A 12,516-nucleotide genomic window follows, 5' to 3' on the forward strand; every position below is an offset into this window, starting at 1 on the left:
CGCTTTTTTACACAACTTATAACTTGTTAAAAAAAAAATTAACACCCACTAAGGGTAACCCCTGGGCTTAGGGTACCTCCGGTTATAAATGCGATAGAATGAACCAGGAAGAAGTCAACATCCTAATTGGTAAATACCTGGATAACCTGGCGACTCCACAGGAAAGGGAGCGTCTTCTAGCCTGGTACCGAGACAAAAACGATGGAGAAATTGAGTGGATCGCTAACGATCCGGATGAAGAAAATACTGTAAAGGCAAAAATATTCAATGAGATTAATCTACAAATCAATCAAAGTAGGAAAACCATTGTAATAATGAATTGGTACCGTTTTGCAGCGGCAGCCATGCTTTTGTGCGCAATCAGTGCAGGTCTTTACTTCTATCAAGAGCTTCCCGATAAGAAGGATCAGTATACACAGGGAAAACCATATGATATTAAGCCTGGATCAAATAAGGCGATCCTCACTCTGGCTGATGGTTCAAAAATATCTCTTGATGATGTCTCAACGGGCGAAATTGCAGATCAAGACGGTATTAAAATTTCCAAAAACACCGAAGGTCAGCTTGTTTATACGATATCAGATTCAAAACTATCCAACGAAATCCTTTCTGACAATACTCTGAATTTTAAACCTCTATACAATACGATTGAGACTCCAAAGGGAGGCCAATACCAGATTAACCTTCCGGATGGGACTAAAGTCTGGCTAAATGCTGCAGCCTCACTGAAATATCCAACGATGTTTACAGGAAATGAGCGGAATGTAGAATTAACCGGAGAAGCATATTTCGAAGTAGCCAAAGATGTCAATAAACCATTCAAAGTACTTTCAACCGGCCAGGAAATTAAAGTGCTGGGCACTCACTTTAATGTAAATACATATAGTGATGAAGGTAGAGTCAGAACAACACTGGTAGAAGGAATTATAAAAGTCGGTTTTGCCAATTCATCAATTTCCCAAATTCTTAAACCCGGACAACAATCAATTATGTCTGGAAATGGCTTTGATATTATTGATGCGGATATAGAAGACGTGACAGCTTGGAAAAACGGGTATTTTATTTTTAAAGATGAGGATCTTGAAAGTATTATGAGGGAAGTTTCCAGGTGGTATAATGTGGAAATTCACTATGCACGGAAGCCGGTTGCTCAAACCTTTTTGGGTGTAGTTTCCCGGTCAAAAAATGTTTCGGCAGTACTGCATGCATTGGAATCAACGGGGAAAGTTCAATTTAAAATCGAAGAAAAGCGAATAACAGTTTTATAAGCCACCAACCTAAAACTTAAATTATATAATTATGAAAAAAGCCTGTAACTAAAGATGTAGAAGAACACTGGCCATATTTCATTGAAAAGTCGGAGTGCTCGAACACTCCGACTAACGATAAGGCTAAAATTAAAAGTATTTCGAACACCAGTTAACTTAAACCTAACAACCAAATGTATGAAATTTTACACTCTATTTAGGACGCGGCAGTACCCAGGTATTCCTAAAACAATGCTCCGAGTTATGAAATTAACCTTCGCCATATTAACTGTATGTTTTCTTCATGTTAACGCCAGGAGTGTTGCGCAAAAGATTACCTTAAAAGAGAAAAACGCTTCTCTTGAAACCCTCATTAACAAAATCAGGAAACAAAGCGGATATGATTTTCTAGGCGATGCCGGGCTTATCAGACAAGCAAAACCCGTTACTGTTAACGTTAAAATGGCCAGTATTGAGGAGGCCTTAAATGCATGTCTTGCGGGTCAGGCCTTAACCTTTTCAATTCAGGATAAAATTGTTGTTCTAAAGCAAAAAGAACCTTCAATTTTACAATCGGTCATTGATTATTTGGGAGCCATTGGTGTTAAAGGTAAAGTATTAGATGAGACCGGCCAACCCTTGCCAGGCGCAAGCATTAAAGTGAAAGATGGAACTTTAAATACTGTGTCTGATATTAATGGATTTTTCAGCCTGAGAAATGTTGATGAGGCTTCCATCCTGGTTGTTTCGTTTTTAGGATATAATCCGCAGGAAGTTAAAGCCCAGTCAAAAGCGGAGTTGGTCATTCAGCTGGTACCACAACTTTCTAATCTTAATGAGGTAGTGGTAGTTGGCTATGGTACCCAAAAGAAAGTTAACCTCACCGGTTCGGTTGCTGTTGTCACTGCCAAAGAGCTTGAAAGCAGACCTGTAGCCAATGTCACGCAAAGCTTACAGGGCCTGGTACCAGGTTTAAATGTAAATGTTGGGGGCAATACTAAACCGGGTCAAAATTTTAATCTGAACATACGTGGAATAGGAAATATAAGCGGGGGTGACAATCCTTATATTCTGGTTGACGGGTTAGAAATGTCATTAGGAGATGTAAACGCGAATGATATAGAATCAATATCCGTATTAAAGGATGCATCAGCTTCGGCCATATACGGATCCAGGGCAGCTTATGGCGTAATCCTGGTTACTACGAAAAAAGGAAGCGCCGATCGCACAGCTTTTTCCTATTCCAATAATGTGGGATTAACAACTCCTGTTAATTTGCCGGATATGGCAAACTCATTAGATTTTGCTAAATTTTATAATTCGGCCACATTCAACGCTTTGGGCATCAGGCAATACTCAGATGATAAATTAAAGTTGTTAGAGCGGTATATTCAGAATCCCAACGAAATATCGGTTTTCCCGGAAGTAAACAGTAACAACTATGCTAATTGGGAGAACAGTTCAAACGGGGTAGCTAATACCAACTGGTTTGGTTTGCATTATAAGCCTAATGCGTTAAAACAAAATCATAACCTGAGCATGAGCGGCGGTACTAAAGCGACCCAGTACTTTGTTTCCGGAGGTTATTATGGTGAAGGTGGAAGTATGCGATTCGCCGACATTGATTATAACCGTTATAATTTAAATGCCAGCGTTACTTCTCAAGTTGTAAGCTGGGCTAAGTTAAAAGTGAATACAAAATACACGCGGTCCAAATTTACCAGCCCTTTTTCAGGATTTGAGAATCTCTTTTTTCATAACCTGGCCCGGATGAGGCCAAATGTGTCTCCTTATGATTTAAACGGAAACTGGTCAGAACAGTCTATGGTTCCTTACCTGCAGTCTGGTTCGGAAGCACGGGATGATCACACCAACCTGGCTCTTTTAACCGGGTTAGAATTCGAACCGATAAAGAAATGGAAAATCAATGTAGACCTAAATTTAAGGGAATCAACCACAGAACAAACTAATTTGAAGCTTCCGGGAACAATTTATGGAATAAACGGTACTCCGATAACGGTTAACCGGTCTGAATATAACATCCCGTTAAAAGGTAGCTATGGCCGCGGCATGTTGAATTCGCGTTACATTTCTCCCAACATTTATTCTTCTTATAATTTCAACATTAATGAGGCGCACAATTTTGCTGTAATAGCGGGATTTCAGCAAGAGCTTAGTGAATTCAAGAGTTTGACTGCCAATGCCCAGGATTTGATCAGCAATACACGCCCCGGCGTTTCCCTGGTTACCGGAGCTCAAACAGTTAGCGAGAGCAGAACACATTGGGCGACCAGAGGAGGTTTTGGACGTTTATCATATGACTACAAGTCTAAACTTCTTTTGGAATTAAATGGTCGGTATGATGGGTCATCGCGGTTTGCGTCTGACTCCAGGTGGGGATTCTTCCCTTCGGTATCTGCAGGCTATAATATAGATCAGGAGAAATTTTTCCAGGAGAATGTGCAATGGTTAGATCAGTTAAAAATCCGTGGTTCGTACGGTTTCCTGGGCAATCAGTCGGGGGCCGGTTTGTATTCCTATGCAGAAAATATGAACATCACCGTACCGGGTATTGGCACAGGAGGCAGATGGTACTTTGGGAATGGAAGGGAGGCATATATAACCGTTCCGGGGGCGTTTAATCCGTTTATTACGTGGGAAAAAATTGAAAATACAAACCTGGGATTAGATTTTACCGCTTTCAACAGCAGGTTTAACGGTAGCGTTGACATTTATCAGCGGAATACCCGGGACATGCTGGGACCTTCGCTGGATATAGCTGATATGTATGGCGCAACACCGCCGCTAAGTAATAATGCGGATCTTCGTACCCGGGGCTGGGAGCTTTCTTTAAACTGGTATGGTAAAATAAGTGAGCAGGTTTCTTTTACGGTAGGCGGATTGCTTTCAGATAATCAATCAGTGGTAACGAAGTATCAAAATCCGAATAAAAATAACCCAAGAGACTCCTGGTATGTTGGTAAAACGGCAGGTGAAATTTGGGGTTACACGTCTCCGGGTTTGATTCAAACGGCCGAAGAAGCAACAGCATTTAACAGCCTGGATCATTCATTTCTGTCGGGGCAGCCCTGGAAACCAGGGGATGTGAATTACCTGGATTTGAATAATGATGGGAAGATAAATCAGGGGGCCAACAGTATCGGAGATATGGGTGATCTGTCGATCATTGGTAACAGCAGCGCACGCTATTCATATTCACTGAATGGCTCCGTTACCTGGAAAAGAATTTCTATGAGCATGCTGTGGCAGGGTATTGGGAAACGCGAATTCGCACCAAACATGCTGGACGCTTACTTCTGGGGTTCAGGAGCCTTAGCGCAAGTAACCGTATTTAAGCAGCATCTTGATTACTGGTCAACTGAAAACCCGAATGCTTATTATCCCAATCCTTACGCTTCGCCGGTAGGCTCTATTAATTCTTACGCTGGTAAAACCCAGCAGGTGTCAGACAGGTATCTTCAGGATGCTTCTTATCTCCGACTTAAGAATCTAACCTTCAGTTATAGTTTACCTGTTAGCTGGGTGCAAAAGGCCAAAATGACCAGGGTTAACGTTTTTTTCTCGGGAGAGAACCTACTTACTTTCACAAAGCTGGCTAAAATGTTTGACCCTGAAACGCTTGTAGGTGGGAATGCGCCGGGTAAAATATATCCGTTGAGCAAAGTATATTCTTTTGGTCTTAATCTTAGCCTTTAATACGAATCATCATGAAATATATTAATCAAATATGCCTTGTTGCGATCATATTGACCTTTATATCGTGCAAAAAAGACTTCCTTGACAGAGAGCCGCTTGATGCGCTTTCAACTTCCGGCAGCCTGGCGACTACCAATGAACTCCGCCTTTATGTTAATCAATTTTACGAAAGCTTTCCAGGGCATCCTGCAGTTACGGGTAACACTGGGATTGCCTTTTCGGATGCTACCAGCGACAACATGATCATAACTGCGGTTGATATCCGTTTAAACGGAAACCTGACACTTAGTAATGCCTCCCGAATTACTGAATACAACAGTATAAGAGCCGTTAACTACTTTTTGGCAAATTATAAAAATGCCACAGGTGATCAAACCATTATTGACCAATACGCGGGTGAAGCCAAGTTTTTCAGGGCCTGGTTTCATTTTAATATGGTTAAAAAGTATGGTGATGTTACCTGGGTAAATAGTGTTTTGCCTGCCGAGCAGGAAATGACCCAACAGGCGAGGGATTCACGTGTGGTTGTTGTTGATTCTATTCTGGCAGATCTTGATCAGGCCATCAACCTGCTGCCCGCTGTGAGTACTAATTCGGGTATGCGGATACATAAAGATGTAGCTCTGGCTTTTAAATCAAGAGTTGCCCTTTATGAAGGAACCTGGCAAAAGTACCATAAGCAGGATAATGACCCTTTCTGGAGTAAAGAGGTTACTGATTCGAAAATTACCGACCTGCTAAACACAGCTAAAACAGCAGCCCAAACCGTCATCAATAGCGGCAGGTGGTCTATCTACAATACAGGTAAACCGTTGGAAGATTACGGAAACTTATTTACCACGCTAAACCTTTCTGCAAACAACGAGGTGATGTTATGGAGAAAGTACGATGCTAATGAAAATATCGGCCATGGGATTAGTAAGTATCTTTCAACTGGTGGGGGTGATATGGGTGTTACCTTGTCTCTTGTGGATGACTATCTGACCAGGAACGGTGCGCCGTTTATTGGATCATCAAGAGCTGACGCTCAATCAGTGTATGGAACAGAATTGCGACCGGATCTTCGTGATCCGCGGCTATCGCAAACAGTAGCTGTCCCGGGTAAACCACTTAAGCCGGGAGGAACCGTACCTAGCTTTCCGCCCATCAACCAGAGTGGTTTTAACCGGAATACGACAGGCTATCCCTTATATAAATATATTGAGGTTAATAGTGCATCAGCCACATTTGATGATAATAAAAGTTCGGTGCCCGCAATTCAGTTCAGGTACGCAGAAGTTCTGTTGAATTATGCTGAAGCATTGGCCGAGTTAGGCGAATCACCTGTATTGATAAGTCAGGCTTTACAGCCACTGCGTGCCCGCGCCGGAATGCCTGCTGTGGATTTTGATAGAGAATATAATACGCAGGCGGATTATCCTTTTAAAGACCTCGATAAAGCCATTCAAAGTGTACGCCGGGAAAGAAGAGTGGAATTCGCCGCAGAAGGAACACGGTTGGATGATATCTTTCGCTGGTCGGCAGCTGACGTGCTGATAACTGGGAAAAGACCTCTGGGGATTTTATTTACCGGCAGTAACATCGCTAACGAAAATACGTCAAGCGGTTTTTATAAAGATGCTTTGTTATATTATGATACGCCACCAGCTGGCAAGCCAGTAAACTTTTATCTAACTGGCAGTAATGCGAGCCCGCTCCGTTATATGGACCCCTACCGTGGTACTTTACCCTCTGGCTTTGCTTTCAATTTGTCAAGGGATTATCTGTTGCCCATTCAGGATAGGATGATTCAGCTAACAAACGGACAATGGACACAAAATCCTAACTGGTAGTGAAACATTGAATTAATATAATCAAACCTATTAAACAAATATTAGAGAAAACTTGCGGTAGCTGGCTGGTCAAAAAAAGAGGGAAAGGCTCCTGCAAGTTTCCGGAGATTTTATAATCAAGATTATTAAGATGAAAACATTGAAGAATTTTTATAGCATATGCGTCGTATTTCTGTTGTCTCTGATTTTAGCAGGTTGCAGCAAGGATGAAATGCCTCCAAAACCGGTGCCTTCGGCTTTCACAGTAGATGTTCAGGGTGCTCTACCAATCTATCCGGCAGCCGGTATGGATGTAAACGTCACAATTAACGCAGGTACTAACGGTTGGTGGATAGTTGTACCCGATGAAGCCAAACAGTGGCTTAAGCCAGCTAAGGCCTTTGGCTCTGCCAATCAAACGATTGTAGTTAAAATTTCACCTAATACCACCGGCCTATCCCGGAAGGTGGAAATGGCTGTAAATCCGACATTTAATCTTGAACCGGTAACGATTACTTTTGAGCAAAGTGGAAATTAATTTGATCAGGCAGCAATATGAAATTATTTAGAGGACCAATATTAAACTTATCTCTGACTTTAGTTTTCCTGGTTTCATCACCAGCGGCTTTTAGTCAGGCGAATCGCCCCAATATTGTGATCATTGTATCTGATGATCACTCTTTTCAATCCATCAGTGCCTATGGCGGCAAACTGATGCAAACGCCTAATATTGACCGCATAGCTAAAGAGGGCGTGATTTTTAATAAGGCTTATGTGACTAATTCGATATGCGGCCCCAGCCGGGCGGTGTTGCTCACCGGTAAATACAGTCATAAGAACGGGTTTAAAGACAATGAAAATTCAAGTTTTGATGGCAGCCAGAATACCTTTATCAAAGAGCTTCGCGGGGGTGGATATCAAACTGCATGGATAGGAAAATGGCATCTGGAAACTCAGCCGGAAGGTTTTGATTTCTGGCAAGTCCTTCCCGGCCAGGGCAGTTACTACAATCCGGACTTTCAAATGATGGACGGCAGCACGAAAAGAATCGATGGTTATGTATCCACTGTGGTAGAAGACGTTTCAGAAAAGTGGCTGGATAAACGTGATACTACCAAACCCTTCTGTTTGGTTATCGGTCATAAAGCTACCCACCGCACCTGGATACCTGATACAACCGACATGGGCATGTTTGATAAGGTAAATTTTCCCTTGCCTGCCAATTTTTACGACACCTATAAAAATAGGGAGGCCGCCCGTGTTCAGGACATGACCATTGACAAGACCATGATTATGGGTTATGATTTGAAAATGTTTCCTGCCGAAGTAAAGGATGGTTCTGTAACCAGGATGAATGCTGAGCAAAGGGCAAAATTTGATGCGTACTACAAGCCCATTAATAAAGATCTTAAGGCTCTTAACTTAAGCGGGAAAGAACTGGTGGAATGGAAATACCAGCGATACATGCGGGACTACTTAGCTACAGCAGCCTCTTTAGACCGCAATATCGGTCGTACCCTTGATTATCTGGATAAAAATGGTTTAACGAAAAACACCATTGTCATTTATGTATCCGATCAGGGGTTTTTTATGGGAGAACATGGTTGGTTTGACAAGCGTTTTATGTACGAAGAATCGTTCAGAACTCCGATGGTTATGCGCTATCCGGGTGTGATTAAACCGGGCAGCGTATCTAACGATTTTGTAATGAACCTGGATATCGCGCCAACCATGCTTGATGCCGCCAACATTGCGGTTCCTGAAGATATTCAAGGGGAATCCATATTGCCTCTACTGTCAGACAAAAAAGGGAAAAGCCGTGATGCTCTTTATTACCATTATTACGAGAATGGAGAACATTCGGTGTCGCCGCATTTTGGCATCAAAACCAAGCGCTATAAACTCATCCGTTTTTATAAGAGAGTGGAATCATGGGAACTGTACGACCTTCAGAACGATCCCCATGAAATGAAAAACCTTTATGGAAAGAAAAAACATGCAAAAACTACCGCCATGTTAAAAACTCAGTTGAACGATTTGATAGGTAAATATGAGGATGGTGATGCGTTAAAAATCCTCAAATCAGATCATTCGCTCTATTAAGCTACTCTTTCATTTATTAAAGTTAATAGGATTCGCGCTTTAACAATCGTCTGAGTTGCCACTATAAATTATGAATAAAGCAAATATCCGATCGTACTCACTGCTTCTGTTTTTGTTAAACGGGATTTGGTTTCAAACCCGGGCGCAGGTGAATATTGTTCCGTTACCAGCAGAACTTCAGGTTAACAATAACCATTTCATTATTGATGGGAATACTTCCATTCAATTTGATGGTGGCAATGATGATTTACATGTGCTGGGTAAATTTTTTGCAAAACACATTCGTGGTATCTCAGGACATGAACTTTCGCTGAACCGGCAGAAAAAGAAGTCCATTAGTTTTATATTAACAACCTTACCAGGTTTAGAATCGGAAGCCTATCAGCTTAAGGTTTCGTCCTCTGCCATTCAAATAATGGCAAATACCAAAGCCGGTATTTTTTACGGCTTGCAGTCATTGATACAAACACTGCCCGCTATCCGCACCAATGAGGCATTGCAGGTGCCCGGCATGGAAATAACTGATGAACCCCGTTTTGCCTGGCGGGGTATGATGCTTGACGTAAGCCGGCACTTTTATTCTGTTGAGGCCATTAAAGATATTCTCGACCTATTGGCCTTGTACAAAATGAATGTATTCCACTGGCATTTAACAGATAATGAAGGGTGGCGGCTGGAAATTAAAAATTACCCTAAACTAACATCAGTTGGTGCCTGGCGAAAAGAAATACCTGGTTCTGTGATATATAAAAAGGAGCCGGCTCCAACAGGTCCCCAGTACGTTTATGGAGGTTTTTACACGCAGGAGCAGGCTAAAGAGGTGGTGGCTTATGCCACAGCCAGGAACATTACCGTGGTGCCCGAAATTGAAATGCCCGGGCATTCGGGAGCCGCTTTAGCGGCTTACCCTGAATTTTCCTGCAGCCAGCATCCACAGGCAACACCAAATTCAACTACCTGGAACGGAGTTGTTGATCATACCAAAATCAGTTTTAATTATTGTGCCGGACGTGACAGTTCTTTTGTTTTCTTACAACAGGTGTTGGATGAGGTGATGCAGGTATTCCCATCAAAATATATCCATATTGGAGGTGATGAAGTGGATAAAGCCTATTGGGAAAAGTGCGACAGGTGCCAGGGAAGAATGCAGGCAGAAGGGCTAAAAACTGAGGAAGAATTGCAAAGTTATTTTATTGGCCGGATAGAAAAACATCTTCTTGCTAACAATAGAAAACTATTGGGATGGGATGAAATACTGGAGGGAGGTCTGACGCCGTCGGCAACGGTAATGAGCTGGCGCGGAGAAAACGGCGGGGTGGCCGCAGCCAAACAAGGTCATAACGCCATCATGTCGCCAAGTAAGCCGCTTTATTTCAACCGCTACCAGGCAGGACCTGAGGGTGAGCCCTTTGCAGCAAAGGCTTCTATTAATACTCTCGAAAAGGTATATCAATACGATCCCCAACCCATTTCACTGAACAGTTCTGAAAAAGAACAGATTATTGGTGGTCAGTTTGCTATCTGGACCGAATTCATCAGCTCGGTGCAGCACCTTCAGTATATGATGTTACCGCGTATGCCCGCCATAGCCGAGGCGCTATGGTCGCCATTGGCCTCAAAAAATTATGTGAGCTTTGTTAACCGCTTAAATGGCTGGCATTTTATAGGTTGGCAACAAAAAGGTATACGCTTTCATCCCTCGCTGTTTACAGGCCAGACACATGAAGCAAACCGTAGATGAATTGTTTTAAATGCGGCCCAGTGGTTTTCCTGGAGAAGTTCCACAAAACTTCGAAATGGACGAAAGTATAACGATGTAGGGTATAGTAGTTGGCCATCAAATAAAGGATCCGATAACGACTACCAAGCTTTGGCGACGCTGAAATTACCTTTAAACATTAATTCAATATTCCCCAAAACTAATCCACTATGAAGAAACATTTTTGCATGATTTTACTGGTTACCCTGGCTAGCTATGAAGGCTTTGCCCAGCAAATCAATATCATACCACGACCTAATAAAATATCTGTCGAACCGGGCAAGCTAGAACTTAGCAAGATCCAAAACATTGTGTATACGGCCGATACAAGAAAAGAAGCCGGCTTATTGCAGAAAAATTTGAAAGAAGGTTTAAATGTGCAGCTTTCCCTGAAGGCTGGTAAGAATCTGAGTAATTCTATCAACCTTTCACTAGATCCCGCTATGTCAAGTACTCTGGGAAATGAAGGGTATAGGCTAAAAGTGAGTTCTTCAAAAATAGTAATCAAGGCGGCCACTACTACCGGGCTTTTTTACGGACTCCAGTCGTTACAGCAGGCCATTGATTCTACTAAGAATAGCAAGCAAATTGCGTTGATGACGGTGGAAGATAAACCCAGGCTTAAGTGGCGTGCCTTTATGCTGGATGAAGCAAGGTATTTTAAGGGCACCGAACAGGTGAAACTTTTGTTAGATGAGATGGCCCGTTTGAAGATGAACGTTTTCCATTGGCACCTGGTCGATGATCAGGGCTGGCGCATTGAAATTAAAAAATATCCTTTGCTTACCAAAGTTGGGTCTCAACGTAAAAGCACCCAGGTTGGCGAATTGAAATGGAAAAGCAGCAAACAGTCAGGCGAGCCGCATTCCGGGTTCTATACACAATCCGAAATCAAAGAAATTGTGGCATACGCCGCCGACAGGCATATTAATGTAGTACCCGAACTTGAAATGCCAGGCCACGCCAGCGCGGCATTGGCAGCGTACCCCTGGTTGGGCACGGAAAATAAGCCAGTTGAAGTCGCCGTAAAATTTGGGCGATTCGATGATATTTATGATGTGACCAATCCAAGAGTAACCGGTTTTATCAAAGATGTCCTACAGGAGGTATTCACTCTTTTTCCCTCCAAAGTTATTCATATTGGTGGCGATGAGGTGAGCTATGAAGCCTGGACGAAATCTGAGAAGGTAAATGCCTACATGAAAAGTAAGAATTTAAAAACCTATGCGGATCTGCAAGTGAATTTTACCAATGACATTTCGCAGTTTATTGAAAAAAATGATCGCCGGATGATGGGCTGGAATGAAATTATGGGCATCAACATTCATCCGGATTTTGAAGAGAAAAAAGGGGACGATAATGCGGAGACCTCATTGGCGAAAAACGTAATTGTTCATTTTTGGAAAGGCGACGCCAAACTGTTGAAGCAAGCTGCACAGCAGGGCTATGACATTGTAAACTCCTTACATGAACGTACTTATCTGGATTATTCGTATTCATCGATCTCACTTTCAAAGGCCTATGACTTTGACCCGGTACCAAAGGATCTGGATGTCCGTTTTCACAACCAGATAATCGGCACTGGCTCCCAGATGTGGGGCGAGTGGATTCCAACCAATGGAGAGATGCACTACCAGGTTTTTCCACGTTTGGCGGCTTTCGCTGAGGTGGGCTGGACCGATACTGCTTTAAAAAATTATGAACAGTTCCGGCAGGCTTTGCTGCCCATTTTAAAAGATTGGGAAAAACGGGGTATTCATTTTGCACCCTTGAATGAGGCCGAGGTTGCGCAAAATTGACGGTCTTTAATGTCCTCGTGATGACCTGTTGCTACCTGCTTCCAGTTATGGAAGACCAGGACATTTTATGAATAGGATAT

At 42.6% G+C, this 12,516-nt stretch carries 7 protein-coding genes; all 7 read left to right on the plus strand.

Annotated features, from left to right (window positions below; all coding sequences use genetic code 11):
- Positions 1-98 precede the first annotated feature (98 nt).
- The 7 genes from AC1MCB_RS00685 to AC1MCB_RS00715 all read left to right on the plus strand — a co-directional run bounded on the left by AC1MCB_RS00685 (position 99) and on the right by AC1MCB_RS00715 (position 12,436).
- Positions 99-1,268 (plus strand): FecR family protein, encoded by a 1,170-nt coding sequence (locus tag AC1MCB_RS00685; protein ID WP_479966823.1) that lies wholly within the window; start codon positions 99-101, stop codon positions 1,266-1,268.
- A gap of 243 nt (positions 1,269-1,511) precedes the next feature.
- Positions 1,512-4,964, plus strand: coding sequence for a TonB-dependent receptor (locus tag AC1MCB_RS00690; RefSeq protein ID WP_479966824.1), 3,453 nt, complete (start codon positions 1,512-1,514; stop codon positions 4,962-4,964).
- Positions 4,965-4,975: 11 nt separating this feature from the next.
- Entirely contained in the window at positions 4,976-6,796 is a 1,821-nt protein-coding gene (locus AC1MCB_RS00695; protein ID WP_479966825.1) for a RagB/SusD family nutrient uptake outer membrane protein, read from the plus strand.
- Positions 6,797-6,926: 130 nt separating this feature from the next.
- The gene (locus tag AC1MCB_RS00700) at positions 6,927-7,313 is read left to right on the plus strand and encodes a BACON domain-containing protein (protein WP_479966826.1); all 387 of its coding nucleotides are present in this window, start codon (positions 6,927-6,929) and stop codon (positions 7,311-7,313) included.
- A 17-nt stretch (positions 7,314-7,330) separates the two neighbouring features.
- The gene (locus tag AC1MCB_RS00705) at positions 7,331-8,878 is read left to right on the plus strand and encodes a sulfatase family protein (protein WP_479966827.1); all 1,548 of its coding nucleotides are present in this window, start codon (positions 7,331-7,333) and stop codon (positions 8,876-8,878) included.
- Between the two features lie 70 nt (positions 8,879-8,948).
- Positions 8,949-10,619, plus strand: a complete 1,671-nt coding sequence (locus tag AC1MCB_RS00710; RefSeq protein WP_479966828.1) for a beta-N-acetylhexosaminidase — start codon at positions 8,949-8,951, stop codon at positions 10,617-10,619.
- 188 nt (positions 10,620-10,807) lie between these two features.
- Positions 10,808-12,436 (plus strand): beta-N-acetylhexosaminidase, encoded by a 1,629-nt coding sequence (locus AC1MCB_RS00715; protein ID WP_479966829.1) that lies wholly within the window; start codon positions 10,808-10,810, stop codon positions 12,434-12,436.
- Positions 12,437-12,516 lie beyond the last annotated feature (80 nt).

This window comes from Daejeonella sp. AP26, assembly GCF_056680515.1.